The organism is Duganella sp. FT27W (assembly GCF_009295655.1).
In the GTDB taxonomy this organism is placed as follows: Bacteria; Pseudomonadota; Gammaproteobacteria; order Burkholderiales; family Burkholderiaceae_D; genus Rugamonas; species Rugamonas zoogloeoides.
This window is the reverse complement of record NZ_WHIV01000004.1, coordinates 841,032-867,709: the sequence shown is the minus strand read 5'-3', so window position 1 is coordinate 867,709 and position 26,678 is coordinate 841,032. Positions and strand designations below refer to the sequence as shown.

The window sequence follows — 26,678 nt, the reverse complement described above, 5'->3', positions numbered from 1 at the left end:
GGGGAAAAGTGAATCGACGCGCGTGTGGGTTCGGCGACTTGGGAGTAGTGACGCACAGCCACCATTCTTGTGCACCAATCGAGGAAATTTGATTTCCCCGATTGGACGCAGAGGATCTTACAACCTACACCTACCGAGCAAATCAGGCGTTGACTGCTGCAGCCAGCACATTGTGTGCCTGCTCATCCGCATGGTACGAGCTGCGCACCATGGCGCCGACGGCGGCGTGGCCGAAGCCCATTTTGTAGGCTTCTTCTTCGAACATCTTGAACACGTCGGGGTGCACGTAGCGGCGTACCGGCAAGTGGCTGTTCGATGGTGCCAGGTACTGGCCGATGGTCAGCATGTCGATGTCGTGCTCGCGCATGTCGCGCATCACTTGCAGGATTTCCTCGTCGGTCTCGCCCAGGCCGACCATCAGGCCGGACTTGGTCTTGACGTTCGGGTACAGGGCCTTGAAGTCCTTGAGCAGCTTGAGCGAGTGCATGTAGTCGGCGCCCGGGCGTGCTTCCTTGTACAGGCGCGGCACGGTTTCCATGTTGTGGTTCATCACGTCCGGCAGGCCGTCGGCGAAGATCGCCAGGGCTTTCTCGAGGCGGCCACGGAAGTCGGGCACCAGTACTTCGATTTGCGTCAGGGGCGACAGGTCCTTGGTCTTGGTGATGCACTCGACGAAGTGGCCGGCGCCGCCGTCGCGCAGGTCGTCGCGGTCCACCGAGGTGATCACCACGTAGTTCAGGCGCAGCTTGGCGATGGTGTTGGCCAGGTTCATCGGCTCGTTGACGTCGAGCGGGTCGGGACGGCCGTGGCCCACGTCGCAGAACGGGCAGCGGCGGGTGCACTTGTCGCCCATGATCATGAAGGTGGCCGTGCCCTTGCCGAAGCATTCGCCGATGTTCGGGCAGCTCGCTTCTTCGCACACGGTGACCAGCTTGTTCTCGCGCAGGATGTCCTTGATTTCGTAGAAGCGGCTCGATGCCGAGGCGCCCTTGACGCGGATCCACTCCGGCTTTTTCAGCCGCTCCACCTGCTCGACCGGCACGATCTTGATTGGGATGCGCGACGTCTTGCTGGCGCCTTTTTGCTTTTCGCTCGGGTTGTAAGCGGGAGTGCTGGAGGTGATCTCAGTGGTCATTTGGCTGCATGCCCTCGCGGGCTGGTTTGGTTATTCAGGTTGTACGGCTGGTTGCGGAACGGGGGCCGGGGCATCGACAGGCACAGCGAGCACCCGTATCAATTCCTCGGCCAGTTGCTGCTGCACGTCGGCCAATTGCGCGTGGGCGCCGACGGTGCGCATATCGACGGTTTCCAGCCCGGCGTAACCGCACGGGTTGATCCAGGAAAACGGCGCCAAGTCCATTGCGACATTGAGCGACAGGCCGTGATACGTGCAGCCGCTGCCGCGCACTTTCAAGCCCAGCGCGGCAATCTTGGCGCCGCGCTTGGGCCCGTCCGCCATATAAATGCCGGGCGCGCCTTCAATCCGCTCACCGACGAGATTATACGCCCCTAATACATTGATGATCGCCTGCTCGATTTTATGCACGAACTGGCGCGCATACAGCTTGCCGCCCGGCTTGTTGCGGCGCAGGTCCATCAGCAGGTAAATCACCACCTGGCCGGGGCCGTGATAGGTCACTTCGCCGCCACGGTCGGTCTGCACCACGGGGATGGCGGTGGCGCCGGCCAGCAGGTGGCCACGGTCGGCGGCCAGGCCCAGCGTGAACACCGGTGCGTGCTCGACGATCCATAGCTGGTCGCGCGTGTCGGGCGTGCGGGCGTCGGTGAACGCGCGCATGGCGGCAAACGTGGTGTCGTAATCGGCAACGCCGAGGTGGCGGATCTCGGGAGTGGTGGGGGACGTCATGCCGCCATTATAAATCAGCCGGCGTGGCGGCAACCGGCTCCGGCTAGCACGGCACCGGGTCGATTTCGGTTATTGGTTAGTTTTATTCACATGGTAAACATTGCCGTATCGCCTGTAGCTGCGGTATATTCGGCTTTTCTTGCCAGTTTTATTCACAAAGTTATCCACAGACCCAGATGAGCGCGAACCGCCGCCTGCCGAATTTTTCCGCCCTGCGCGCCTTCGAGGCGGCGGCCCGCCACGAGAATTTCTCGCGCGCGGCGGAAGAGTTGCGCCTGACGCACGGTGCGATCAGCCACCAGGTGCGGGCGCTGGAAGAGGACCTGGGCCGGCCGCTGTTCGTGCGCCATGGCCGGCAAGTGAAAATAACTCACGAGGCGCAGCAGTTCGCGCAGTTCCTGGGCAAGACTTTCGATGCCATCGGCACCGCTGCCGACGCCCTGCGCCCGGCCGCCGCTGCCACTGCGCCATTGATCCTGGCCGCACCAGCCTGGTTTGCCGCGCGCTGGCTCACGCCCCGCCTGGGCGGATTCATCGAACTGCATCCCGAGATCGACCTGGTGCTGCACACCACGACGCCGCCGGCGGACCTGGCGCGCGCCGGCGTGGACGCAGCAATCGTGTTCGACCTGGGACGACATCCGGGCATGGTGGTGGAGCGTTTGATGGATGAGACACGCTACCTGGTAGTGAGCGCCCACTATGATGCTGGCGCTCACGATCCGGTGCTGCTTTCGTCGGAATTGCAAGGAGGGGAGTTGCTGCGCGCCGTGCTGGCGGGCGCGGGCGAGGCGCTGTTGCACCACGTGGTGGCAGCGCCCGAGATTGCCGCCGGACGCCTGGCGCGGCGGCCCGGTGCGGCACAGGCGTGCGCGGAGGCGTATTACCTGGTGTCGCCGCCGGGGATGGCGGAGCGCCCGCAGGTGGCGGCGCTGCGGCGCTGGTTGCACGACGAGATCGCCGCCTTCCAGCGCCAGCAGTTTGGAACGTATTCCAGCAGGGAATGAGGCGCTGCTTGCGCCGCCTCCCTGCAGAGACAGGTTCTTACATGACGATCTTGACCATCGGGTGCGCCGACAGCTCGGAGTAGAGTGCGTCGAGCTGTTCGCGGCTGGTGGCGCGCACGGTCACGGTCAGGCCCGTGAAGTTGCCCTTGGACGAGGGACGCACTTCCATTTTGCCTTCGTGGAAATCCTGGTCGTGTTTTTGCACGACCAGCACGATGGTCGGTGCGAAGTCGATATGAGTCGGCCCCATCACCTTGATCGGAAAGTCGCTCGGGTACTCGATGAGGGACTCGGTCGGTGGGATCGCTTGCATAATCATTCCAATCTATTAAGAAAAACCGGCGGGCATCGACGTGACGCCGCCAGCCTGCATTGTAGCCAAAGTTGCCGGATGCGAGGCCAGAGACCGATATGGGGTCGCCGCGTCCAAAAAAAAGCCAGCCTGGTAGGCTGGCAAAAACTATTCTCTCGGGAATATCGAAAATAGTTGGGGCAAAGTGGTGGGGTCTGGATGGCGTTGCGCGGTGCGGATTGGTCCGCTGCTCTGACGCTGCCACCCGTATCTGCAATGTGGCAACTGTAAGCAAAGGCTTACCCGGACGCCACACGAATGTGATGAACTGCAGTTTAAGGGAGTTGAAATGCGCAGGAGCGGGACCGAACCTGTCCATGACGGAACAGGCCCTCCCTCTCTCGCGTGCCTCATGGCTAGTTTTGATCGTGCGCAGGCCGGTCGCGGTGCTGGCGGCTCTGGCCCGGATCGGGCCGTTGCTGCGGCTGGGCCGCCGGCGCAGGTTGCGGCGCCGGCTGTGCCTGGGGCTGCGGACGTTCCTGCTGCGGCCGCTCAGGACGCGATTGCGGACGCTCCTGTTGTTGTGGACGCTCCTGCTGCGGCTGGAAACGGGGCCGCTCCTGCTGTTGCGGGCGTTCCTGCTGGGGCTGGAAGCGTGGGCGTTCCGCTTGCTGTGGCCGCTCCTGCTGCTGCGGGCGTTCCTGCTGCGGCTGGAAGCGTGGACGTTCAACCTGCTGTGGCCGCTCCTGCTGTGGCTGGAAACGTGGTTGCTCGGGCTGCTGAGGTTGCAGTTGCGACTGTGGCTGCTGTGGCCGTGGCTGCTGCGACGGCTGTTGAGCCTGCGGCTGCTGTTGCGATTGCCTGTCTCGCTCACGCTGGCGCCGCTCGTCCTCATCGCGCTGGCGACGGTCATTGTCGTCGCGCTGGAAACGGTCGCGGGTGTTACCGATCTGCAGTACCGGCGCCGGCATCAGCGCGCCATTGCCGGCACGGCCGCCATAGGGACGCGTATGGATCTCGACGCCCACGTCGCGCGGATTGATGGTCTGCGCTGGTGCATCGGGCGTACCGATCTGGTTCGGCGGCAAGGTGCTGATGGTTTGCGGCCGGCTGTCGTTACGCGGCAAATCATTGCGCGGATTATTGCCAGCGCGCGGATTATTATCGTTGCGCGGATTATTCGGGTTGTTGTCGTTGCGTGGATTGTTATCGTTGCGCGGGTTGTTACCAAAGCGCGGGTTGTTATCGTTACGTGGATTATTGTCACCACGCGGATTATTGTCATTGCGCGGATTATTGTCATTGCGCGGATTGTTGTCCGCGCGTGGGTTGTTATCGTTGCGCGGGTTGTTGCCAAAGCGCGGATTGTTATCGTTGCGTGGATTATTGTCAGCGCGCGGGTTGCTGCCATTGCGCGGATTGTTGTCGAAGCGGTCCGGGCGGCCATTGCCGTCGCGGTCCTGCCAGTTGCGGTTGGTCTCGATGCGGCCTGGGCCGGCGGCCGGACGCGGCGGCGTTGCCGGCGTGACCAGGTTGCCCTGCTGCGGACGCGGCACGAAATGGTCGCCGCGATTGACGCGGATAATGTTGCGTCCCTCGAACTGCGCGCGTGGCAGCACGGTCAGGCCGTCGCGGCCGCCGTTTCGCCCAACGTCATGATCGCCACGGGGCGTAAACGACTTGCCCTTGTAGCTCCAGCTCAAGCGCTGCTCGTAGCTGGACGATACCCGGTAGCCGGGCACGAAGCGATCGCGCGGCGTCAGCGGGTACCAGCCCAGGCCGGGTCCCTGGTTCGGACGGTTGACGCCGCCCACCCAGCCCACCAGCGCCGGCGCCCACACGGGACGGCCGGCCGGACGGCCCGGCGCCCAGTACCAGCGCTGACGCACCGTCACCCAGCGACCGTAGTGCGATGGCGCGTAACCCCAGGGGGCGTTATCGACCCAGGTCCAGCCCCACGGCGCCAGCCAGGTCCAGCGGCCGTCGCGGTACGGCGCCCAGTCGGCAGCCACATTGCGCGGCGCCCACAAGGGGCCGTACTCGACGTTCTCGGTCCAGCTGCCGTGACGGTCCAGTTCTTCATAGCCGGTCATGCCGGTGGACACATATTGGGTAGTAACCACGACGTCGGCCAGGCGGTCGCGCTCGTCGGCCCAGACATCGAAACCGTCGCGCCGCGCCACCGTCGTGCGCACGTCCTCGGTGGTCACGTCCACCTGGCGGCCAGGATTGACCGTCACCGACGAACCGGCGCCATCGACGCGGGCGATGCCGGCCAGCACGCTGATCTGGCTGGTGTCGGGCACCCGTTCCACGTCCACCCGCAGCAGACCCGGCTCGATCATGGTGATGCGCGCCTGCGGCGTGGTCAGTTCGAAGTCGCGCAGCAGGTCGGCATTGCGCACCCGGATGCTGGCGCTGCCGTAGTTGAGGCGCAAGCGCAGCAGGTCGTCGTCGAGCTGGGTGATTTCGAGATCCGAGTCGCCATCGAGCCGTACCGCCGTGGAGCCGATGCGAAACTCGGTGCGGGCGCCGCTGGCGGTGACCAGGTGGCTGTTGGCCGTCACCGGCCAGTTGAGGCTGGCGGCCACCGGTTCATCGTCCCCGCTCAGGGTAACCTGGCCCTGCACCGCTGAAATGCGCCCCACCGCTGCCGGCAGGTCGGATTGGGCCTGGGCCAGGGTGCTCAAACCGGCCAAGGCGGCCAGCAGGACGGTGGGGATGATGTTCATGGCGTCTCCGTTAGTAATGGGGATTTAACGCGGCAACAGACGGTTCGCCTACACGGGTTACAAATAATTTCAAGTTGCCGAGCCACGTTTGACGAAAAAGAGCGCCGCCCCCACGCCCATCAGCAGCCCGCCGAACACGCGGTTCTGCTGCTTGACCGCGCGCGGGTCGCGGAAGAAGCGCTGCATCGACGAGGCCAGCAAGGCGTAGCCGTGCATCACCACCAGGTCGATCGCACACATGGTGGCGGCCAGGATCAGCAGTTGCGGCAGCAGCGGCGAACCTTGCGTAATGAACTGCGGCAGCACGGCCACCATGAAGATGATGCCCTTGGGATTGGTGGCATTGGTCAAAAAGCCGGTGAGGAAGCGCTTGCGCGCTGACGGCACCACCACTTCCAGCTGCGCATGCTGCGCGCCGATGGCCACCCTGGCGCGCCACTGCGACAGGCCCAGGTAAATCAGGTACAGCGCGCCAACGGTCTTGACCACGTTGAACGCCAGCTCGGACGCCAGCAGCAGCGAGCCGACGCCAGCACCGGCGATGAAAAAGATCAGCAGCAGACCCGTTTGCAGGCCGAGGATGGTGGCGCTCGCGCGCCGCACGCCATAGGACAAGCCATGCGACATCGACAGCACCGCGCCCGAGCCGGGTGAAACGGCAATAATGCAGGCGGCGACGAAAAATCCCAGCCAGACGGCAAAGCTCATGATGTAAATCCCATGGTTAACTCCGGCGTCAGCGAAATGCTGCGCGGTAACGCACATTGTAGCCGCGTCGCCATATCGCCGCCGGCTCGGCTTGGGTTAAACTTGCTGCTTCTATAATAAGGATCACCATGACCACTTTCACCACCCGAGGGAGCCGCTGATGGCCGGCACCAGCCTGTTGGCGCTGATCGACGATATCGCCACCATCCTCGACGACGTCACCGTGATGACCAAGGTCGCGGCCAAGAAAACCGCCGGCGTGCTGGGCGACGACCTGGCGCTCAATGCGCAGCAGGTGTCCGGCGTGCGCGCCGCCCGTGAAATTCCCGTGGTGTGGGCGGTGGCGGTCGGTTCGCTCAAGAACAAGGCGATCCTGGTGCCGGCAGCGCTGGCAATCAGCGCCTTCCTGCCGCAGGCCATCACACCGCTCTTGATGATCGGCGGCCTGTACCTGTGCTTCGAGGGCTTCGAGAAAATCGCCCACAGCGTGCTGCACAAGGAAGAAAAAGCCCAGCGCAAGCAGGAACTGGTGGCTGCCGTGGCCGATCCCGACGCCGACCTGGTGGCGCTGGAAAAGGAAAAGATCAAGGGCGCCGTGCGCACCGACTTCATCCTGTCGGCCGAGATCATCGTCATCTCGCTCGGCAGCGTGGAAGGCAAGCCGTTCATGGAACAGGCGCTGGTGGTCATCCTGATCGCGCTGGTGATGACGGTGGGCGTGTACGGCCTGGTCGCCGGCATCGTCAAGATGGATGACGCCGGCCTGTACCTGAGCAAGCTGGGCAACGCCATCGTGCGCGGGCTTGGCCGCTTCCTGCTGGCCGCCGCGCCGGTGCTGATGAAATTCCTGTCGGTGGTGGGCACGGCTGCCATGTTCATGGTCGGTGGAGGCATCCTGGTGCATGGCATTCCCGGCAGCCACGACGTGGTGCACCACGCGCAAGAAGTCATGGCCGGCGTGCCGACGATCGGCCCGGTGCTGTCCTTTATCACCGAAAGCGTGATTGGCGCCGTGACCGGACTGGTGGCAGGCGCGCTGGCGCTGGCGGTAGTGACCGTGGTTGGCAAGCTCTGGCGCACAACCAGGAAGGCCTAAAACTCCGACTTCCTGCGGAACTTTCCGTCTGGTAGCAACTCCAAGACCAGAACAATCGGTTTTTGGAGTGGAGCATGGATTTTCGGCATTTAAGGATGGCGCTGGACGCGGCGCGCATGACGATTTGGGATACTTTCATTCATGACGGCACGGTGGCGAGCAGCACCGTCAACTGGCAGGGTGGCGGCCAGCGCCTGCTCGGCCTGGCCCCGGGCCAATTGGCGCAGCCGTTTAACGACTTTCTCAGCTATGTCCATGTGGACGACCGCGATACCCTGGTCCATACCATGCAAGAGGCCGTGGACAAATGTACCGGGTACGAAGTCGAGTACCGCGTGGTATGGGACGATGGCAGCCTGCACTGGCTGGCCGCCAAGGCCCACATGCTGTGCAACGCCGACGGCGCGCCCACCGGCACCCTGGGCATCATCTGGGACATCACCGAGCGCAAGCTGAACGAGGAGGCCACTGCGCGTGACCGCGAAATGGCGGCGGTGACGTTGCGCGCCATCGGCGAGGGCGTGATCACCATCGACCCGTACGGCAAGACCGAATACCTGAACCGCACCGCCGAGCAACTGACCGGCTGGCGCAACGATGAAGCGCGCGGCCAGGACATCGCCACCACCCTGCACCTGACCAACGAGGCCGGCGAACCCATCGCCGAGCACGTGGCGTTGCAATGCCTGCGCCTGCGGCAAACGGTGGCGCCCGCGTCCGACAACCAGCTGGTCACGCGCGAAGGGCGCCACATCGCGGTCGAGGAATCGGCCTCGCCGATCTGGTCCGACAACGGCGTGCTGCTGGGCGTGGTGGTGGTATTCCGTGACGTGAGCCACGAGCGCAAGCTCACCCGGCAATTGTCGTGGAACGCCACACACGACACCCTCACCGGCCTGATCAACCGGCGCGAGTTCGAGGTGCGCATCGCCGAGGCCCTGCACAGCGCCAAGGACGAAGGCCATGTGCACGCCATGCTGTACATGGACCTCGACCAGTTCAAGATCGTCAACGACACCTGCGGCCACGCCGCCGGCGACCTGCTGCTGCAATTGCTGGCGCGCATGCTGCAAACCCAGATGCGCGATTCCGACGTGCTGGCGCGCCTGGGCGGCGACGAGCTCGGCGTGCTGCTGCCGCGCTGCCCCACCGACCAGGCGCGGCTGATCGCCGAGGGCTTGCGGCAGTCGATCCGCAATTTCCGTTTCGTCTGGCATGAGCGCACCTTCGAGCTCGGCGTTTCCATCGGCATGGTCGAAGTCACGCGCCACAGCAAGTCGATGACCGAACTGCTGATGGCGGCCGACCAGGCCTGCTATCTGGCCAAGGAGCGCGGCCGCAACCGCGTGCACGTGTACCGCGACTCCGACCAGCGGCTGGCGCGCCGGCTCGGCGAGATGCAATGGGTGTCGCGCCTGAACGAAGCGTTCGAGCAGCAATACTTCCGCCTGTACACGCAGCCCATCGTCGGCTTGGGCGAGACCGGCAGCGAACACCTCGAGGTGCTGATCCGCATCCAGCCGGCCAAGGGCGACCTGATCCTGCCCGGCGCCTTTATTCCCGCCGCCGAACGCTACGACCTGATGACCGCCATCGACCGCTGGGTGATCCGCGCCGTGTGCCGCCATGCCGGCGCTGCTGCTGCTGCTGCCGCTAACGCTGCCGCGGACACAGCGGGAGCGCCCTCCCCCGTCATCGAATACTCGATCAACCTATCCGGCACCTCGCTCGGCGACGACAGCCTGCACGACTATATCGTCGAGCAGTTCCGCGAATTCAACGTGGCGCCGCAGCACATCTGCTTCGAGATCACCGAAACGGCCGTGATCGCCAACCTGATCCGGGCGCAGGAATTCATGGCCAAACTGAAGGCGCTCGGCTGCCGCTTTTCGCTCGACGACTTCGGCAGCGGCCTGTCGTCCTTTGCCTATCTCAAAGCGCTGCCGGTCGATTTTCTCAAGATCGACGGCGTGTTCATCCGCGACATCGCCACCAATTCCATCAACCGCGCCATGGTCAAGGCCATCAACGAGGTGGGCCACGTGATGGGCCTGCGCACCGTGGCCGAATACGTGGAAGACGACACCACGCTGGCCGTGGTGCGCCAGCTCGGGCTCGACTACGCCCAGGGTTACGCGGTAGGCACATTGCAGCCCCTGCACAGTTGATGCAATACAGATAACACCACCTGCGACAATCCCGGAAATTTTGATCTACATCAATAAAATTGCCTGACGGACTCCGTACACTGGTCACACCTATTGTGATAAAGCAACAACAGCCGGAGAGTGCGATGCGCAACAACCAACCCGTCAGCAACCGCGAAGTGGAAGTCCTGGACGACCAGGCGATCGTTTCCAAGACCGATATGAATGGCAACATCGTCTATGTGAACCCGTATTTCACCCAGATCAGCGGTTTTACTGAAGAAGAACTGATCGGCGCACCGCAGAACATCGTGCGCCATCCCGATATGCCGGCCGAAGCGTTTGCCGACCTGTGGGAATCGATCAAGGGCGGTACGCCATGGACCGGCATCGTCAAGAACCGGTGCAAGAACGGCGACCACTACTGGGTGCGCGCCAACATCACCCCGATCCGCGAACATGGCAAAACCATCGGCTACATGTCGGTGCGGGTCAAGGCCGAACGCCACCAGGTGGCCGAAGCCGAAGAAGCCTATCAAGCCATCCGCGCCGGCGACGGCCATGGCATCCGCATCAAGAACGGCCAATTGATCCGTCCCGGCCTGGTGCGCCTGCTGGCGCGCCTGTCCCACGTCTCGCTGGGCATGCGCATCTGGCTCGCCACCAGCGTGGTCAACGTGCTGCAGCTGGGCGTATGCGTGGCCGCGCTGATGGGCAACGAGGGCCACAGCTATGCCATCTTCGGCGCCACCTTCCTCGGCCTGTTGATCAACATCTTCCTGTGGTACACCTTGCGGGTCTCGATGCTGGCGCCGCTCAAGCAGGCGCTCGAGGGCGCCCGGTCGATCGCCGCCGGCGACCTTACCGCATCGTTCGACACCCATGCCACCGATGAAGTGGGCCAGCTGCTGCGCGCGCTGCAGCAGATGAACAGCAACCTGATCGCCACCATCCGCGACGTGCGCATCAACGTGGAAACCATGGCCGTGGCCACGCGCCAGATTGCCGCCGGCAACGCCGACCTGTCGGGCCGCACCGAGGCGCAGGCCGCCAGCCTGGAAGAGACGGCATCGTCGGTCGAACAGTTCTCGGCCACCGTCAAGCAGAATGCCGACAATTCGGCGCAGGCCAACGACCTGGCCGTCAGTGCCTCGCACGTCGCCGTGCAGGGCGGCGAAATTGTTGCCGACGTCATTGCCACCATGGACGAAATCAACACCTCGTCGCGCAAGATCGTCGATATCATCGGCCTGATCGAAGGCATCGCCTTCCAGACCAATATCCTGGCCTTGAACGCGGCCGTGGAAGCAGCCCGTGCCGGCGAACAGGGCCGCGGCTTCGCGGTCGTGGCCGGCGAAGTGCGCAACCTGGCGCAGCGCAGCGCTACCGCCGCCAAGGACATCAAGAACCTGATCGACGTTTCGGTCGGCAAGGTCAGCGCCGGCATGGTGCAGGTCGACCGCGCTGGCGCCACCATGAAGCAGGTGGTGTCGTCGGTACAGCAGGTCACCGCCATCATGCGCGAAATCTCGGTCGCCTCGCACGAGCAGAGCATCGGTGTCGACCAGGTCAATTCGGCCATCGCCCACATGGACCAGGTCACGCAGCAGAACGCCGCGCTGGTCGAGGAAGCGGCAGCGGCCACCGCCAGCCTGGCCGTGGAAGCGGGCGGCCTGACGCAGGCGGTCAGCCTGTTCAAGTTCGGCCGCGCACCATCGCGGGCCAGGGCCAGCAACGGTAGCGGCAAGGCCGGCCGCCCGGCCGCCAAAACGGAAACCCGGCGCCTGGCAGCCTGAGAGCCACCATCATGTCTACCTCCAGCATTACCGCGTCGGCCATCGACGCGGTCGAATTCGACGCCGCCATCATCAGCAAACTGAGCCAGTCCGGTCCGCGCTACACCTCGTACCCGACCGCCGACCGCTTCGTCCCGGACTTCGGCTACGGCCAGTTCCTGGAAGCGGTGGCGGGCCTGCGCCTGCGCCGTAGCCAGCGCCCGCTGTCGCTGTACATCCACGTGCCGTTCTGCGACACCATCTGCTACTACTGCGGCTGCAACAAGATCGTCACCAAGGATCACAGCAAGGCCGCCACCTACCTCGGCTACCTCAAGCAGGAACTCGACATGCAGGGCCGGCTGTTCGCCGGCATCGGCCAGATCGAGCAGCTGCACTTCGGCGGCGGCACGCCCACCTACCTGAGCGACCGCCAGATGGGCGACCTGATGACCTACCTGCGCGAGAACTTCGACTTCGCGCCCGATGCGCTGGGCGAATACTCGATCGAGATCGACCCGCGCACCGTTACACCGGAACGCATCCACTCGCTGCGCGCGCAAGGTTTCAACCGCGTCAGCCTGGGCGTGCAGGATTTCGATCCCGAGGTGCAGCAAGCGGTCAACCGCATCCAGCCCGAAGCGGAAACCCGGGCCGTGATGGCGGCCGCGCGCGACGCCGGCTTCCGCTCGATCAGCATCGACCTGATTTACGGCCTGCCCAGGCAGACCATGGACACCATGGAGCGCACGCTCGACAAGGTGATCGATGCCAGCCCCGACCGCATCGCCCTGTACAACTACGCCCACCTGCCGCATTTGTTCAAGCCGCAGCGCCGGATTGCGGACGCCGACCTGCCCACCGCCGCCGTCAAGCTCGACCTGCTGGCGCTGTGCATCCGCCGCCTGTGCGCGGCCGGCTACGTGTACATCGGCATGGACCATTTCGCCAAGCCCGACGACGAGCTGGCCGTGGCCCAGCGCCAGGGCCGCCTGCAGCGCAATTTCCAGGGTTATTCCACCCGCGCCGAGGCCGACCTGATCTCGTGCGGCGTCTCGGCCATCAGCGCGATTGGCGCCACCTACAGCCAGAACGAAAAGACGCTCGACGCCTACTACGAAAAGCTCGACGCCGGCGTGCTGCCGATCACGCGTGGCGTCAAGCTCGATCACGACGACCTGCTGCGCCGCATCGTAATCCAGAAGCTGATGTGCAATTTCGAACTGTCGCTCGCCTCGCTCGAGCAATCGTTCCCGATCACGTTCCGTCATTATTTTGCCGCCGAACTGGAACAACTGGAGGCGTTTGCGCAGGACGGCCTGCTCACGGTCGATCACGAGTGGATCAGCGTCACCCCCAAGGGCCGACTGCTGATCCGCAATATCTGCATGGTGTTCGACCGCTACCTGGCCACCGCAAGACTCGATAGCGCGCAACCGCTGCGCTACTCGAAAACCATCTGACCGCCATGGCCGTCCAGCTGCTTCCCGTGTTCCTGGTCGGCCTGGCCGGCAGCATTCATTGCGTGGGCATGTGTGGCGGCATCGTCGGCGCGTTATCAAGCAGCGCCAGCAAGCCCGCCACAACGCTTAAGCGGGTGCTGGCCTATAACACCGGCCGCATTGCCAGCTACATGCTGGCCGGCGCCATCGCGGGCGGCCTGGCCGGCGGTGCGCAAAGCCTGGCCGATCTGGCCGGCGTGCAGCTGGGCTTTTACTGGCTGGCCAACCTGATGCTGGTCGCCCTGGGCCTGCACCTGATGAACGCCTGGCGCGGCCTGGCGTGGTTGGAACAAGGCGGCCGCCTGCTGTGGCAGCGCGCGCAGCCGGTCATCGCACCGTGGATGAAAACCCTGCTGCCGGTGCAGAAGCCGCAGCAGGCGCTGGCGCTCGGTGCGCTGTGGGGCTGGCTGCCGTGCGGCATGGTGTATAGCGTGCTGCTCACCGCCATGCTCAGTGGTGACGCCTTCGACGGCGCCGCCGTGATGCTGGCCTTTGGCCTCGGCACGTTGCCGATGCTGGTCGGCCTGGGGTTGATTGGCGCGCGCGTGCAGCGCGCCATGCGCCGGCCGCTGGTGCGCATCGCCTGCGGCGTGGCGGTGCTGGGATTTGGTTTGCTGGGACTGCTGCGCGCCGGCGGCGGTGATGGCATTACGCCGGAATGGATCACTATCTTATGCCTGACACCCCACTGACACAACGCGCGGCGAGCGCGCACGCTGGCTGCTATCACTGCGGCGAACCGGTGCCCTCCTCCGCCAACTGGCCTGTGGATATCGACGGCGTTATCCACACCATGTGCTGCCCCGGCTGCGCAGCGGTGGCGCAGACCATTGTCGATCTGGGGCAGGCGTCGTACTACCGCGACCGTTCGTCGTTTGCCGCCAGCGCCGGCAACGCCCACCTGCTGCCGCCCGAGCTGCAACTGTACGACAATGCCGACCCGCGCTTCGCCCGCGACGACGACACGCGCGAGACCACTTTCGCGGTCGAAGGCATCCGCTGCGCCGCCTGCGTGTGGCTGATCGAACACCGGCTGGCGCGCCTGCCGGGCGTGGAAGCGGCCCAGCTCAACGTCGCCACCGAGCGCCTGTACGTGCGCTGGCGCCCGGCCGACTGCCGCCCCGGCGACATCCTCGCTGCGCTGCACGCGATCGGCTACACCGCATATCCGTACGATGCCGGCCGCCACCAGGTGCAGCAGCGCCAGGCCGCGCGCACGCTGGGCCGCCAGCTGTTCGTGGCCGGTCTGGCGATGATGCAGGTGATGATGTACGTGGCGCCGGCGTATATGTCCAACGGCGACGGCACGCTCGATCCGGCCATGGCCTCGCTGATGCAGTGGGCCAGCCTGCTGCTCACGATACCCGCAGTCAGTTATTCCGCGCTGCCGTTCTGGCGCGGCGCCCTGGCCAGCCTGCGCACGCGTACCCTGGGCATGGACGTGCCGGTGGCGCTGGGTATCGCCGCTGCCTTCGGCGCGAGCGTGATCGCCACCGTGCGCGGTACCGGCGAAGTATGGTTCGATTCGGTCACCATGTTCATCTTCCTGCTGCTGTGCAGCCGCTGGTACGAGCTGCGCGCGCGGCGCCGCGCCGGGGCCGCGCTCGAACGGCTGCACCACGCGCTGCCGGCATCGGCCACCTTGCTGGCCCAGTATCCCGACAGCCGGGGCGCCACGCTGGTGCGCGCGGCCGCGCTGCAAATCGGCGACGTCATCATGATCAAGCCCGGTGAGGCGGTGGCGGCCGACTGCGTGGTGGTCGATGGCAGCACGTCGCTCGACCTCTCGCTGCTGTCGGGCGAAAGCGCGCCCGTGGCAAAAGACACCGGCGCAGCGCTACCCGGCGGCGCCATCAACGCCGGCGCCGTGGTGCTGGCGCGGGTAACGCGGCGGGCCCAGGACAGCACCATGTCGAGCCTGGTGAAACTGATCGACCGCGCGGGACAGGGCAAGCCGCGCATCGCGCTATGGGCTGACCGCGTGGCGGCGTGGTTCGTGGCGGGGCTGCTGCTGTTTGCCGTCTGCGCGTTCGGCTTCTGGTCCTGGCACGACGGCAACCTGCTGCGCGCATGGCCGATCGCCATCGCGGTGCTGGTGGTGTCGTGTCCGTGTGCACTGTCGCTGGCCACGCCCACAGCGCTGGCCGCCGCCACCGACCGCCTGCTGCGCAGCGGCGTGCTGGTGACCGGCGCCCAAACCCTCGAAACCCTGCACCGCGCCACCCATATCGTGTTCGACAAGACCGGCACCCTCACCCACGGCCGCCCGGTGCTACAAGCGACCGTGCCACTGGGCGCCATGCGGGCCGGCTTTTGCCTGCAAGTGGCTGCCGCGCTCGACGCCGGCAGCGCCCATCCGCTGGCGCGCGCCATCGTGGCGGCAGCCGTCACGGCCGGCGGCGGGCGGCGCGAAGACTGGCACCCGAGCGCAGTGCGCGAAGTACCGGGCTGCGGCATCGAGGCCGTGCTGCATAACCGGCGTTACCGGCTCGGCAGCGCTGCTTTCGTGGCAGGGATCGCGGGAGCTGCCAGCCCAACCCCAATGACGGCAAGCGCCGAACTTGCGGACATGCCGGAATACGCCGGCCAGCCTGGCACCGGCCTGGCGCCAACCCACCAGGTAGCCGACGGCGCAACCCCGGTGTACCTCGGTGCGGAGGGCCAATGGCTCGCCTGCCTGCAATTGCACGACGGCCTGCGGCCCGACGCCCAGGCCACGGTGGACTACTTCCGCCGCACCGGCAAGACGGTGGTGCTGCTTAGCGGCGACCATGATGTGCTGGCGCGCCGCGTCGGCGACCAGCTCGGGATCGGCACCACCGTGGGCGGCTACCTGCCCGAGGAAAAGCTGGCGTTTGTAAAACAGTTGCAGATGAAGGGCGCGGTGGTGGCGATGGTAGGCGACGGCATCAACGACGCCGCCGTGCTGAGCGCGGCCGACGTGTCGTTCGCGATGGGCGAAGGCGCCGCGCTGGCGCAGGCCCATGCCGACGCGGTGCTGCTGGGCGGCCGGCTTGGCGCCGTGGCCGACAGCGCCCGCGTGGCTGCGCGCACCATGCGCGTGATCCGCCAGAACCTGGCCTGGGCCAGCGTGTACAACGTGACCGCGATTCCGGCGGCAGCGCTGGGGTTACTCAATCCGTGGCTGTCGGGCGTGGGCATGGCCGCCAGTTCGGCGGTGGTGGTGGCCAACGCGCTGCGGCTGCGCCGCGCCGGCAAGGCGTCGTAATGGAGGCGCTGCTGCTCTTGATTCCCCTGAGCGTGCTGCTGGTGTTCGTCGCGCTATGGATTTTTTTCCGCGCGTCCGACGACGGCCAGTTCGACGACCTGGTGGGGCCGGGCCTGCGGGTGCTGCAGGATGACGACCGCCCGCACCATGCCGCCCCGGAAGATCAGAGCTCTGTTCTAAGTTCAAATAGTTCTGGGAATAGCACCACGTCGAGCATCTTGCGCAAGTAGTTGACGCCATCGGTACCACCAGTGCCCATCTTAAAGCCGATCACGCGCTGCACCGTGGTGACATGGCGGAAGCGCCACAGCCGGAACGCGGTCTCCAGGTCCACCAGCTTTTCGGCCAGCTCGTACAGCGGCCAGTACTCGCCCGTGTTTTGGTACACGGTGGTCCACGCAGCCTTGACCGAGTTGTCGGATTTGACCGGCTGGTCCCACGGTCCCGCCAGGCGCGCGGCATCGACGGCCAGGCCGCTGTTGGCCATCACCATGATGGCCTGGTCGTAGATCGACGGCGCCTCGAGCGCGCGCTTGAGCACCGCGTACGCTTCCGGCTTATGCTGGTGCACTTGCAGGTGGGTGGCGTTCTTGTTCCCGAGCAGGAATTCGATTTCGCGGTACTGGTGCGACTGGAAGCCCGACGACGCGCCCAGGTACGGGCGGATTGCCGTGTACTCGGGCGGCGTCATGGTGGACAGCACATCCCACGCGTGCACCAGCTGGTTCATGATGGCCGCCACGCGCGCCAGCATTTTCATCGCGGCCGGCAGCTGGCCTGCCGCGATATTGTCGCGCGCGCCATGCAGCTCGTGCAGCATGAGCTTCATCCACAGCTCGCTGGTCTGGTGCTGGATGATGAACAGCAGCTCGTTGTGCTCGGGCGAGAGCGGGTGCTGGGCCGACAGGATGGTGTCGAGCGACAGGTAGTCGCCGTAGCTTATGTCTTTTGAAAAATCGAGCTGGGCGCCGTGGTAGTCGGCTGGCTGGCTCGTGGCGGGCGCTGCGGCGCCGTGGGATACCGGACATTTCATGGTGTGCTTTCGTCTGTCGTAGGGATCAGGTTACCGCATCGCGCTTGGCATCGACCTGGTAATCGCGGCGGTCGAGGATATCCTTCAATACCATCACCGCGCGCCACACGTCCTGGTACGTGGTGTACAGCGGCGTGAAACCGAAACGCATCACCTGCGGTTCGCGGTAGTCGCCGATCACGCCGCGCGCGATCAGGGCCTGCATCACCGCGTAACCGTGCGGATGCATGATGCTGACCTGGCTGCCACGCTCGGCGTGGGTGCGCGGCGTGATCAGCTCCAGCGGATGGTCGGCGCAGTGTTCTTCGAGCAGCGCGATAAACAGGTCGGACAGCGCCAGCGACTTGGCGCGCAGCGCCGCCATCGGCACCTGGTGGAAAATCTCCAGGCCGCATTCCACCAGCGCCAACGACACCACCGGCTGGGTGCCGCACAGCGCGCGGCCGATGCCGGCCACCGGTGCATACGACGGCTGCATGGCGAACGGCTGGCGATGGGTCCACCAGCCGGTGAGCGGCTGCGAAAACTGTTCATGGTGGCGCTTGGGCACCCAGATGAACGCTGGCGAACCGGGGCCGCCATTGAGGTACTTGTAGGTGCAACCGACCGCGAAGTCGGCATTGGCGGCGTTCAGTTCCACCGGCACCGCGCCGGCCGAATGGGCCAGGTCCCAGATCGCCAGCGCGCCGGCGGCGTGGATCTGCGCGGTGGTGGCGGCCATGTCGAACATGCGGCCGGTGCGGTAGTTGACGTGGGTGAGCATGACCACCGCCACTTGCGCGCCGGCGTCGCCGCTGAGCGCGGCCGGCAGGTCGGCCCACGAGTCGAGCAGTTTCAGTTCATAGCCGCGTTCGAGCCAGCCCAGCAGGCCCTCGGCCATGTAGATATCGCTGGGAAAATTGTCGCGCTCGGTGATGATCACGCGCCGGCCGGCGCGGGAAGGATCGGCCGCCTGCATCTTGATGGCGGCGGCCAGCGCCTTGAACAGGTTGACCGACGTCGAATCGGTGACCACCACCTCGTCCTCGGCAGCGCCCACCAGCGGCGCCAACAGTGAGCCAAGGCGGCGCGGCAGGTCGTACCAGCCGGCCGTGTTCCAGCTGCGGATCAGGTCGTCGCCCCACTCGGCAGCAATCACCTGCTGCGCGCGCAGCAAGGATGTCTTGGGCCGCGCGCCCAGCGAATTGCCGTCGAGGTAAATCACGCCGTCGGGCAGTGCAAACTGGGCGCGCTGGGCGGCCAGCGGGTCGGCGGCGTCGAGCGCCAGGCAATCTTGTTCGGTGGTCATGGAAGTCTCGTGGTTGAAGTTATCGGGTAAAGGCAAAAGATGGCGGCGATACGTCACCGGGCAGCGCACGCAACACCGCGCGCACCGGGCTGGCGTCGAGCCCGCGCAATTTGAGCGGCAGCGCGATCAGTTCGTAATCGCCGGCCGCAATCTCGTCGAGCACCACGCCTTCCAGGATGGCCATGGCGTGGCGCCGCACGGCGTTGTGGCTGGCCATGGTCTTCGAGGTTTGCGGATCGATCGACGGCGTATCGATGCCCACCAGGCGCACGCCGTGCCAGGCCATCAGGTCGATGGCGCCGGCGGCGACGGCGATGAACTGTTCGTCCCACGCCGACTGCGGCGCCCGGGCATAGGTTTTGAGCAGCACCCGCGCCGGCGTGTTGTGCAGCATGGAAGCAATGTGGCGCGCTTCCACCACGCCGCCGGCAGCGATGCCCAGCACGCTGCAATCGATCACGCGGCACGGTCCCAGGTAAGGGTCGAGCGCCACAGCGTCGATGGCTGCGCCAGCGCTGTCGTAGTGCGACGGCGCGTCGCAATGGGCGCCGGTGTGGGTGGACAGCGTGATCTGGCTCACCTGCACCGGGCATTGCTCGTCCATCTGCCAGGTGGTGCGGGCGCTGAACGGGCTGTCGCCGGGCCAGACGGGAATCGCCGGTGACAGCGTCGGACTGATGTCCCAGATGCGGTGCGTAGTGGTCATGAGAGCGTGGTGGTGAAGGGCTGCGACAGGTATATTCTAGAGCACGAAAGAACTTTTTTTTCTGCAAAGATCGGCGCAAAAAACGTCGATATTGATCTATTATTCGATTTATCTACTTAAAAACCGCAAAATATTTCAATGAAACTGGATCTGGTCGATATAAACATTTTACGGACCCTGCAACAGGACGGCCGCATCAGCAATGCCCGGCTGGCCGAGCTGGTGTTCCTGTCGCCGTCGGCCTGCCTGCGCCGCGTCGGTCTGCTGGAAGAAGCGGGCATCATCCAGGGCTACACCGCCCGCCTCGACGCCGAACTGCTGGGACTGGACGTGGAAGCGTTCGTCATCATCACCATGCGGCGCGACACCGACCAGTGGCACGAGCAGTTCGTTGCCGCCCTGCCGCAGTGGGAAGAGGTGGTGGGCTCGTTCGTGGTGACCGGCGAAGCCAACTACATGCTGCGGGTACGCGCGCGCAATCTGAAACACTATTCCGACTTCGTGATGAACAAGCTCTACAAGGTGCCCGGCGTGCTCGACATCCGCTCGCACATGGTGCTGCGCAATCTCGGCGAATCGGGCGTGCTGGGCACCAGCCTGCTGCAGCAGGACGAACGTTAGTCGGCCTTGACCACCTTGCCGCCCTTCATCACGAACGAGACTTTTTCCAGCGTGCGGATGTTGGCGATCGGGTCGCCCTTGACGGCAATGATGTCGGCATAGCGACCCGGTGCGATGCTGCCGATGTCCTGTGCTGCGCCGATCAAATCGGCGGCGTTACGGGTGGCCATCAGGATCGCATCCATCGGCGTGATACCGGCCTGTACCAGCAGCGCGAATTCCTCGCCGTTGCCGCCGGTCTGGTCGGTGCCAAACGCCAGCTTGACGCCGGCGCGGTAGGCCACGCCGGTGTTTTTGATCGTGCCGGGTGCGACGATCTTGGCCTTGGCCGCCGACGAGGGCGGCAGGCGGTCGGGATGCTCGATCGCCACTTTCAAACCACGATTGGCCACCAGCAGGGTCGGGACGAAATACGTGCCGTTCTTTTTCATGATCTGGAAGCTGTCGTTCTCGGCAAACGTCACGTGCTCGACCGAATCGGCGCCCAGGCGGCTGGCCTGCTCGATGGCATCCTTGCCGTGCGCATGCGCGGCCACCTTCATGCCCAGCGCGTGCGCGGTGGTGACCACGGCCGAGACTTCGGCATCGGTCATGGTCGTGCGTTTCGGATCGTCATTGATGCTCAGCACGCCGCCGCTGGGCATGATCTTGACCAGGTCGGCGCCTTGACGATGCAGGCGGCGCACGGCTTTGACTGCTTCATCAGCTCCATCGATCACGGCCTCGTCCCAGTGGGCGTGATCGAGCTCGGGATCGAGACCGTTGCGCTTGTCGCTGTGGCCACCAGTCGGTCCCAGCATATTGCCCGACACGTACATGCGCGGGCCCGGAATCACGCCTTCGGCAATGGCTTTTTTCAGGCCCACGATCACCTCGGTATTGGTGCCCAGGTCGCGCACCGACGTAAAGCCCAGATTGAGCAGCATATTCGCATTGCCCACCGTGCGGAACGCCTGGTCGGTCGAAGACGACGTGAAGCGCTGCGCCAGTCCGCCACCCTGGCCGATGATGCCGCCGGCCATGTGCACATGGCAGTCGATCAGCCCCGGCAGCACGGTGGCCTGCGACAGATCGACGATCTCGGCGCCGGCCGGGGTCACGAAGCCGCTCCGCACGGCGGTGATGCGCTCGTCGGTGACCAGGATGGACATCTTGTCGGCCACCTTGCCGGAGACGGCGTCGATCAGGTGGCCGGCGTGGATGACCACGTCCTTCGCAGCAGCGGCGGAAGACCAGCACAACAGGGCAGCGGCAAGCGCGGTAAGAGGGAGCGACTTCGATTTCATCGGTGGGTCCTTAGGTGGGAGACGACAGGATACGCACGGCGCGTCGTGAACGGCGCCGCTGGCTCGTGGTGTAAGAAATTTTACTTGGCTAGCAGAAAAATAGTGTTCTTATTTTTCCGGCGAAGCGGACGGATTCGGAACATTGGTCCGAATCCGTTGCGGTTGACAGAACAGTTGAACCTGTCAGACCGCTTTGGCGCGCCAGTGCGCCGCCGCCGTCAGTGACGAACGCGACTTGATGGTCTTGAGGCAGATCATGGTGGTCGAGCGCTGCAAGCCGGGCAGCAGCGACAGGTTGTAGCGCAGCAGGTCGTCCAGCGTATCGACGCCCTCGCACACGACCTTGAGCAGGTAGTCGGCCTCGCCCGCCATCGACAGGCACTCGATCACGGCCGGGTTGGCCAGCGCGGCCGCTTCGAACTCGGCACGGCGGCCGAAGTCGATCATCACCTGGATATAGGCGGTCAGTTTCAGTTGCAGCAGCTGGGGTGCGATGTCGGCGTGGTAGCCGCGGATGGTGCCATTCTTTTCCAGCGCCTGCACGCGGGTCCAGCACGGGGTTTTCGACAGGCCCACCTCCTCGGCCAGGTCGACGAACGATTGCCTTCCATCGCGTTCGAGGGAAGCCAGGATGGCCAGGTCGTATTTGTCCAAGGGTTCTCCAAAATGTTGAAAAACAAGCAGGCTTCCTGTGCCGCTTATCCGGCACGGGATGATGATCCAAATATACAACTAAATCAGAACAATATTCCAAAATTTCTGATTTTTCTCGGATTAAAAGAATAAAAATTGCTTGCATATCGATATCATGTATTTCCATATCGCGAGCCGCAACAAACGATCCGCCCGACCCGCCACCAGCGGGCCCCGGGGTGAGGGACAACGATCGCCACAACGACCAGGTGCCATCCGGAAATAAACCACACGTTCGCTTCAAAGACGTTTACTAACCGGGGGAACCTCATGAGCAAATCAGGAAAACGCAAGGCGCCACGACCGCGCTCCACGCAACCAGCCGCACCGCTGCCCAGGAAGCTGTCCGGCTCCCTGCGCGTGGCCACCGGCCTGCTGCTGCTGTCCGGCAGCGGCTACGGCTATGCCCAGACGACCGCGCCGGAGGCTGTGCCTGCCGCCACTGCGGCAGCGGCCCCGGCCACGGCAGAACCCGCTGCGGTGGAAACCGTGATCGATACCGGCGCCAGCGTGGTAGTGAGCGCCTCGCGCATCGACCGCGCCGGCTTCAAGGCCCCTACCCCCACCACCGTGATCGGTGGCGCGGCCATCGCCCAGCGCGCGGCGGTCAACGTGGCCGATGTGCTCAATGAAGTGCCGGCGTTCCGCGCCACCAATTCCGCCACCAGCGGCACCACCAGCACCGGCGTCAGCTTTACCGACCTGCGCGGCCTCGGTTCCAACCGCACCCTGGTACTGCTGGGCCGCAACCGCCTGCCACTGACCTACAACGGCAACATCGCCGGCGCCGCCGGGGTGGACCTGAACATGGTGCCGACGTCGCTGATCCAGAGCGTGGACGTGGTGACCGGCGGCGCCTCCGCCGCCTACGGTTCCGATGCGGTCGCGGGCGTGGTGAATATCCGCCTGAAAGACCGCATCGACGGCGTGCAGGGCTCGGTCCAGTACGGCCAGACCGGCCAGGGCGATGCCCGCGACAAGACCGTCAGCCTGGCCGGTGGCACCACGTTTGCCGACGGCCGCGGCCGCATCATTGCCGGCGGCGAATACAACGACAACAGCGGCGTGCGCAATTACTACGAGCGCGACTGGGGCCGCGAGGAGGTGTCGGCCTTTGCCGTGCCCGGTACCCGCGCAGCGGGCGTGCCGGCCAACCTGATTGCCAGCGGCGTACGCATCGGCAACATGACTTCCGGCGGCCTGATCCAGAACGTGGCCACCAATCCGGCCGCCCTGCGCGGCCAGCAGTTCATCTCCAACGCCGATGGCACCGTGGGCATTGCGCCGTTCGCCTACGGCCAGTACGCGACCGGCACCACCATGATCGGCGGCGGCGCTTACGGCAACAGCATCTATGGCCCGTTCGCGCTGCGCACACCGGTCGAGCGCGCATCGTTCATGAGCAAGCTGTCGTACGACATCACGCCCGATATCACCTTCTACGTCGAACCGTCGTATGCGCGCAGCAAGGGCGGTGGCACCAGCCAGATCTATTTCAATCCCGCCGTCTCGATCGCGCGCGACAACGCCTACCTGCCTGCCTCGGTGGCGTCGCAAATGGGTACATCGGCGCTGCGCGTGGGCTATTCGGGCAACAACCTCGGCGCGCCGCAACTGGAAAACCTCAACGAGGCGGCGCGCCTGGCCACCGGCCTGCAAGGTTCGTTCGGCGACACCTGGAAGTGGGACGTCAACCTGCAAAAGGCGCGCAGCAATTTTGAAAAAACCACGTCCAACGTGGTGATCAACGCCAATATGCTGCGCGCCATCGATGCCGTGACGGTGACCGCCGCCAACGTCGGTACGTCGGGCCTGGCGCTCGGTTCGATTTCCTGCCGTTCCACGCTCACCGCGCCGGCCAATGGCTGCGCACCGGTCAACCTGTTGGGCAGCAGCACGCCGTCGGCGGCAGCGGCCGCATACATCCTGGGCCAGGCGCGCTTCAAGCAGGTATCGGAACTGGAAGAGGCATCGGCCAATATCCAGGGCGAACCGTTCTCCAGCTGGGCCGGCCCGGTCTCGATTGCCGGTGGTTTTGAATACCGCAAGGAAAAACTGTCGTCGTCAGCCGATGCGCTGTCGTCCGCCGGCGCCTTCAACATCAACAACGTGCAGCCGATCAATGGCGACCTCAGCGTGAAAGAGGTGTACCTGGAGACGCTGGTGCCGCTGGCAGCAAAACTGCCCGGCATCCATGCGCTCGACTTCAACGGCGCCGTGCGCCGCACCAGCTACTCCACGTCCGGCGACGTCACTACCTGGAAAGCTGGCCTCAGCTATTCGCCGACCGCCGACTTCCGCCTGCGCGGCGCCCGCTCGCGCGATATCCGCGCACCGAACCTGTCCGAGCTGTTCAGCTCGCGCAACTCGGCCACGCAATCGCTGTTCGATCCGCGCGCCGCGTTCAACAGCAGCTACGTGATGACGGCCTACACCGGCGGCAACACCGCGCTGCAACCGGAAAAATCGGACACCACCACGCTGGGCATCGTGTTCGAGCCGACCTACCTGAAACGCCTGAGCATGTCGGCCGACTACTACAAGATCGACGTGAAAAGCGCGATCACCACGGTAGCGTTCCAGACCCTGATCAACAACTGCCTGCGCGACGGCAAGACCAGCGACTGCCAGTACATCACCTTTGCTGCCGACAACTCGATCGCGGCAGTGTCGGGCGTGAACGCCAACGTGGGCGAGCTGCGCACCCACGGCGTCGATCTGCAACTGGCGTATGCCCAGCCATTGCGCGACCTCAGCGACAAACTGAACGGCACCGTCAACGTCGCGGTGCAAGGCACCAAGGTGTTCGAGCTGTGGTCGTCCGGTGACGTGACCCCGGCCACGCCCAACGGCGTTAACCGCGCGGGCCAGACCGGCGTGACCGGCGGCATCCCGGAATGGTCGTGGAATGTCAGCGCCACCTACAAGCTGGGCCCGCTGTCCACCACCGGCCAGCTGCGCTACATCAGCCGTGGCCACTACAACAACGCCATGATCGGCCCGGACGATGCCAACTACGCCGCCACGCTGGCCAACAGCATCGACAACAACATCGTGCCGTCGGTAACCTACTTCAACTGGCGCGGCAGCTACGAGCTCGGTGGCAAGGGTTCGCCGGAAGTGTTCGTGGCCGTCAACAACGTGTTCGACCGGGCGCCACCGCTGCCGGCCAATGGCGTCTACTATGACGTGCTGGGCCGCAGCTTCAGCCTCGGCCTGCGCGCCAAGTTTTAATCGCACCAGTGCGCGTCCTCCGGGACGCGCTTTGTTATTTCAGCGGACAGGAATCATTGATGAAGAAAAAACTCGTAGCCAGCTTGCTGCTGGCCGGCCTGCTGGCCACCGGCGCCCAAGCAGCTCCCGCCCCCCTCACCGCGCAACAGCAAACCTTCCGCGCCATCTACCAGCAACTGGTGGAAATCAACACCACCCACTCCGCAGGCGATACCACCAAGGCGGCGCAAGCGATGCGCGAGCGGCTGCTGGCGGCCGGCTTCAAGGCCGACGACGTGCAAGTGATCGCCCCGTTCGAGCGCAAGGGCAACCTGGTGGCGCGTTTCAAGGGCACGGGCAAGAAGAAACCGCTGCTGCTGCTGGCGCACATCGACGTGGTGGAAGCCAAACGCAGCGACTGGACCACCGACCCGTTCATCCTGCAGGAAAAGGATGGCTATTTCACGGCGCGTGGTGCGGTCGATGACAAGGCCATGGCGGCCGCGTTCGTTTCCATCCTGGCGCAGCTGAAGACCGAAGGCTTCAAACCCGAGCGCGACATCGTTCTGGCGCTGACCGGCGACGAGGAACGCGGTGGCGTGCCCAGCAACGGCGGCCGCTGGCTGCTGGAAAACCGGCGCGACCTGGTGGACGCCGAGTTCGGCATCAACGAAGGCGGCCGGGGCGAACTGAAAAACGGCAAGCCGTTCGTGCAGATCTTGCAGATCGGTGAAAAGAGCTTTGTGCAGGCCGAGTTCGAAACCAGCGGTCCCGGCGGCCACAGCGCCCGTCCTACCCCGGACAACGTGATCTACAACTTGACCGCTGCGCTGGGCCGGCTGCAACAGTACCAGTTCCCGGTGCGCCTGAACGACGCCGCGCGCATGTACTTCGAACGCAGCGCGCCGTTGCAGCAGGGCGCCGTGGCGGACGACATGCGCGCGGTGGCCAGGGGCACGCACGATGCGGCCGTGTTCGCGCGGCTGTCGCAGGACCCGAACCTGGTGGGCCTGCTGCGCACCACGTGCGTGGCCACCATGGTCAATGCCGGCCACGCGCCGAACGCGCTGGCGCAAAGCGCCAAGGCCATCGTCAACTGCCGCCTGCTGCCCGACGAACAATTCGCGTTCGTGGAGGCGCAATTGAAGGCGCTGGGCGGCGACAAGGTAAAAGTGACGGTGCGCGCCGAGAGCGAGCAGGCGCCGTCGTCGCCGCTGCGCCCGGACGTGATGGCAGCGGTGGAAGCACTGACCGCGCAGATGTGGCCCGGCGTGCCGGTGGTGCCGACCATGGGCGTGTCCACGACCGACAGCCGGCTGTTCCGCGCGGTGGGCATACCGATGTATGGCGTGTCCGGCTTGTTTGTCGATCCGGCCACCGTCAATGCCCATGGTTTAAACGAGCGCATCGGCGTGAAGGAACTGTATGATGGACGTGAATTTCTGTACCAGCTGGTCAAGCGTCTGACGCGTTGAACCGCCCT

Annotated in this window: 21 protein-coding genes; 11 read left to right on the top strand and 10 right to left on the bottom strand. The window is 65.0% G+C overall.

Going from position 1 to position 26,678, the window contains the following annotated elements; all coding sequences use genetic code 11:
* Nucleotides 1–142: 142 nt before the first annotated feature.
* Together lipA and lipB are read right to left on the bottom strand one after the other, a co-directional pair.
* On the bottom strand, nucleotides 143–1,135 hold the full coding sequence (lipA, locus tag F8197_RS20895) for a lipoyl synthase (protein ID WP_152883431.1): 993 nt from the start codon (nucleotides 1,133–1,135) through the stop codon (nucleotides 143–145).
* Between the two features lie 30 nt (nucleotides 1,136–1,165).
* Entirely contained in the window at nucleotides 1,166–1,867 is a 702-nt protein-coding gene (lipB, locus tag F8197_RS20890; protein WP_152883430.1) for a lipoyl(octanoyl) transferase LipB, read from the bottom strand.
* Between the two features lie 176 nt (nucleotides 1,868–2,043).
* Between lipB and F8197_RS29295 the strand changes: the two genes are divergently transcribed.
* Nucleotides 2,044–2,874: a LysR substrate-binding domain-containing protein gene (locus F8197_RS29295; protein WP_152883429.1), complete on the top strand. Its 831-nt coding sequence runs from the start codon at nucleotides 2,044–2,046 to the stop codon at nucleotides 2,872–2,874.
* Between the two features lie 37 nt (nucleotides 2,875–2,911).
* On the opposite strand, the gene F8197_RS20880 is transcribed toward F8197_RS29295, so the two are convergent.
* The 3 genes from F8197_RS20880 to F8197_RS20870 form a co-directional block, all read right to left on the bottom strand.
* On the bottom strand, nucleotides 2,912–3,187 hold the full coding sequence (locus F8197_RS20880) for a DUF493 family protein (protein ID WP_019924194.1): 276 nt from the start codon (nucleotides 3,185–3,187) through the stop codon (nucleotides 2,912–2,914).
* Between the two features lie 395 nt (nucleotides 3,188–3,582).
* Nucleotides 3,583–5,898, bottom strand: coding sequence for a DUF6600 domain-containing protein (locus F8197_RS28645; protein WP_193333496.1), 2,316 nt, complete (start codon nucleotides 5,896–5,898; stop codon nucleotides 3,583–3,585).
* Between the two features lie 69 nt (nucleotides 5,899–5,967).
* The gene (locus F8197_RS20870) at nucleotides 5,968–6,606 is read right to left on the bottom strand and encodes a LysE family transporter (protein ID WP_152883428.1); all 639 of its coding nucleotides are present in this window, start codon (nucleotides 6,604–6,606) and stop codon (nucleotides 5,968–5,970) included.
* A gap of 160 nt (nucleotides 6,607–6,766) precedes the next feature.
* Between F8197_RS20870 and F8197_RS20865 the strand changes: the two genes are divergently transcribed.
* The 7 genes from F8197_RS20865 (at nucleotide 6,767) to ccoS (ending at nucleotide 16,585) form a co-directional block, all read left to right on the top strand.
* Nucleotides 6,767–7,702: a DUF808 domain-containing protein gene (locus F8197_RS20865; protein WP_056142802.1), complete on the top strand. Its 936-nt coding sequence runs from the start codon at nucleotides 6,767–6,769 to the stop codon at nucleotides 7,700–7,702.
* A gap of 74 nt (nucleotides 7,703–7,776) precedes the next feature.
* Complete coding sequence (locus tag F8197_RS20860; RefSeq protein ID WP_193333495.1) at nucleotides 7,777–9,870, top strand: EAL domain-containing protein; 2,094 nt, start codon at nucleotides 7,777–7,779, stop codon at nucleotides 9,868–9,870.
* 125 nt (nucleotides 9,871–9,995) lie between these two features.
* Nucleotides 9,996–11,645: a PAS domain-containing methyl-accepting chemotaxis protein gene (locus F8197_RS20855; protein WP_152883427.1), complete on the top strand. Its 1,650-nt coding sequence runs from the start codon at nucleotides 9,996–9,998 to the stop codon at nucleotides 11,643–11,645.
* A gap of 11 nt (nucleotides 11,646–11,656) precedes the next feature.
* Complete coding sequence (gene hemN / locus F8197_RS20850; RefSeq protein ID WP_152883426.1) at nucleotides 11,657–13,087, top strand: oxygen-independent coproporphyrinogen III oxidase; 1,431 nt, start codon at nucleotides 11,657–11,659, stop codon at nucleotides 13,085–13,087.
* 5 nt (nucleotides 13,088–13,092) lie between these two features.
* A complete protein-coding gene (locus F8197_RS20845; protein WP_152883425.1) occupies nucleotides 13,093–13,818 on the top strand; it encodes a sulfite exporter TauE/SafE family protein in 726 nt (241 codons plus the stop codon).
* Complete coding sequence (locus tag F8197_RS20840; RefSeq protein ID WP_152883424.1) at nucleotides 13,800–16,355, top strand: heavy metal translocating P-type ATPase; 2,556 nt, start codon at nucleotides 13,800–13,802, stop codon at nucleotides 16,353–16,355. Before F8197_RS20845 ends, F8197_RS20840 begins: the two co-directional genes overlap by 19 nt.
* A complete protein-coding gene (gene ccoS, locus F8197_RS20835; protein WP_082488772.1) occupies nucleotides 16,355–16,585 on the top strand; it encodes a cbb3-type cytochrome oxidase assembly protein CcoS in 231 nt (76 codons plus the stop codon). The genes F8197_RS20840 and ccoS overlap by 1 nt, the downstream gene beginning before the upstream one ends.
* On the opposite strand, the gene kynA is transcribed toward ccoS, so the two are convergent.
* From kynA to kynB, 3 genes are read right to left on the bottom strand one after another with little or no spacing between them, the layout of a single operon-like run.
* Nucleotides 16,519–17,388 (bottom strand): tryptophan 2,3-dioxygenase, encoded by an 870-nt coding sequence (gene kynA / locus F8197_RS20830; protein WP_152883423.1) that lies wholly within the window; start codon nucleotides 17,386–17,388, stop codon nucleotides 16,519–16,521. The genes ccoS and kynA overlap by 67 nt on opposite strands.
* Nucleotides 17,389–17,413: 25 nt before the next feature.
* Complete coding sequence (gene kynU, locus F8197_RS20825) at nucleotides 17,414–18,676, bottom strand: kynureninase (protein WP_152883422.1); 1,263 nt, start codon at nucleotides 18,674–18,676, stop codon at nucleotides 17,414–17,416.
* Between the two features lie 19 nt (nucleotides 18,677–18,695).
* The gene (gene kynB, locus F8197_RS20820) at nucleotides 18,696–19,382 is read right to left on the bottom strand and encodes an arylformamidase (protein WP_152883421.1); all 687 of its coding nucleotides are present in this window, start codon (nucleotides 19,380–19,382) and stop codon (nucleotides 18,696–18,698) included.
* 138 nt (nucleotides 19,383–19,520) lie between these two features.
* Between kynB and F8197_RS20815 the strand changes: the two genes are divergently transcribed.
* The gene (locus F8197_RS20815) at nucleotides 19,521–20,003 is read left to right on the top strand and encodes an Lrp/AsnC family transcriptional regulator (RefSeq protein WP_152883420.1); all 483 of its coding nucleotides are present in this window, start codon (nucleotides 19,521–19,523) and stop codon (nucleotides 20,001–20,003) included.
* Here the strand turns inward: F8197_RS20815 and F8197_RS20810 are convergent.
* Complete coding sequence (locus F8197_RS20810; RefSeq protein WP_152883419.1) at nucleotides 20,000–21,289, bottom strand: amidohydrolase family protein; 1,290 nt, start codon at nucleotides 21,287–21,289, stop codon at nucleotides 20,000–20,002. The two genes, F8197_RS20815 and F8197_RS20810, sit on opposite strands and share 4 nt — an antisense overlap.
* Nucleotides 21,290–21,472: 183 nt before the next feature.
* Complete coding sequence (locus F8197_RS20805) at nucleotides 21,473–21,943, bottom strand: Lrp/AsnC family transcriptional regulator (protein WP_019924208.1); 471 nt, start codon at nucleotides 21,941–21,943, stop codon at nucleotides 21,473–21,475.
* Between the two features lie 309 nt (nucleotides 21,944–22,252).
* Between F8197_RS20805 and F8197_RS20800 the strand changes: the two genes are divergently transcribed.
* Both F8197_RS20800 and F8197_RS20795 read left to right on the top strand, forming a co-directional pair.
* On the top strand, nucleotides 22,253–25,216 hold the full coding sequence (locus F8197_RS20800) for a TonB-dependent receptor domain-containing protein (protein ID WP_152883418.1): 2,964 nt from the start codon (nucleotides 22,253–22,255) through the stop codon (nucleotides 25,214–25,216).
* Nucleotides 25,217–25,275: 59 nt separating this feature from the next.
* Nucleotides 25,276–26,670: a M20/M25/M40 family metallo-hydrolase gene (locus F8197_RS20795; RefSeq protein WP_152883417.1), complete on the top strand. Its 1,395-nt coding sequence runs from the start codon at nucleotides 25,276–25,278 to the stop codon at nucleotides 26,668–26,670.
* Nucleotides 26,671–26,678 lie beyond the last annotated feature (8 nt).

Excerpts from the sequence above, each read along its gene's own strand:
- lipA (WP_152883431.1), bottom strand. The coding sequence starts at position 1,135 with ATGACCACTGAGATCACCTCCAGCACTCCCGCTTACAACCCGAGCGAA.
- lipB (WP_152883430.1), bottom strand. The coding sequence starts at position 1,867 with ATGACGTCCCCCACCACTCCCGAGATCCGCCACCTCGGCGTTGCCGAT.
- F8197_RS29295 (WP_152883429.1), top strand. The coding sequence starts at position 2,044 with ATGAGCGCGAACCGCCGCCTGCCGAATTTTTCCGCCCTGCGCGCCTTC.
- F8197_RS20880 (WP_019924194.1), bottom strand. The coding sequence starts at position 3,187 with ATGCAAGCGATCCCACCGACCGAGTCCCTCATCGAGTACCCGAGCGAC.
- F8197_RS28645 (WP_193333496.1), bottom strand. The coding sequence starts at position 5,898 with ATGAACATCATCCCCACCGTCCTGCTGGCCGCCTTGGCCGGTTTGAGC.
- F8197_RS20870 (WP_152883428.1), bottom strand. The coding sequence starts at position 6,606 with ATGAGCTTTGCCGTCTGGCTGGGATTTTTCGTCGCCGCCTGCATTATT.
- F8197_RS20865 (WP_056142802.1), top strand. The coding sequence starts at position 6,767 with ATGGCCGGCACCAGCCTGTTGGCGCTGATCGACGATATCGCCACCATC.
- F8197_RS20860 (WP_193333495.1), top strand. The coding sequence starts at position 7,777 with ATGGATTTTCGGCATTTAAGGATGGCGCTGGACGCGGCGCGCATGACG.
- F8197_RS20855 (WP_152883427.1), top strand. The coding sequence starts at position 9,996 with ATGCGCAACAACCAACCCGTCAGCAACCGCGAAGTGGAAGTCCTGGAC.
- hemN (WP_152883426.1), top strand. The coding sequence starts at position 11,657 with ATGTCTACCTCCAGCATTACCGCGTCGGCCATCGACGCGGTCGAATTC.
- F8197_RS20845 (WP_152883425.1), top strand. The coding sequence starts at position 13,093 with ATGGCCGTCCAGCTGCTTCCCGTGTTCCTGGTCGGCCTGGCCGGCAGC.
- F8197_RS20840 (WP_152883424.1), top strand. The coding sequence starts at position 13,800 with ATGCCTGACACCCCACTGACACAACGCGCGGCGAGCGCGCACGCTGGC.
- ccoS (WP_082488772.1), top strand. The coding sequence starts at position 16,355 with ATGGAGGCGCTGCTGCTCTTGATTCCCCTGAGCGTGCTGCTGGTGTTC.
- kynA (WP_152883423.1), bottom strand. The coding sequence starts at position 17,388 with ATGAAATGTCCGGTATCCCACGGCGCCGCAGCGCCCGCCACGAGCCAG.
- kynU (WP_152883422.1), bottom strand. The coding sequence starts at position 18,676 with ATGACCACCGAACAAGATTGCCTGGCGCTCGACGCCGCCGACCCGCTG.
- kynB (WP_152883421.1), bottom strand. The coding sequence starts at position 19,382 with ATGACCACTACGCACCGCATCTGGGACATCAGTCCGACGCTGTCACCG.
- F8197_RS20815 (WP_152883420.1), top strand. The coding sequence starts at position 19,521 with ATGAAACTGGATCTGGTCGATATAAACATTTTACGGACCCTGCAACAG.
- F8197_RS20810 (WP_152883419.1), bottom strand. The coding sequence starts at position 21,289 with ATGAAATCGAAGTCGCTCCCTCTTACCGCGCTTGCCGCTGCCCTGTTG.
- F8197_RS20800 (WP_152883418.1), top strand. The coding sequence starts at position 22,253 with ATGAGCAAATCAGGAAAACGCAAGGCGCCACGACCGCGCTCCACGCAA.
- F8197_RS20795 (WP_152883417.1), top strand. The coding sequence starts at position 25,276 with ATGAAGAAAAAACTCGTAGCCAGCTTGCTGCTGGCCGGCCTGCTGGCC.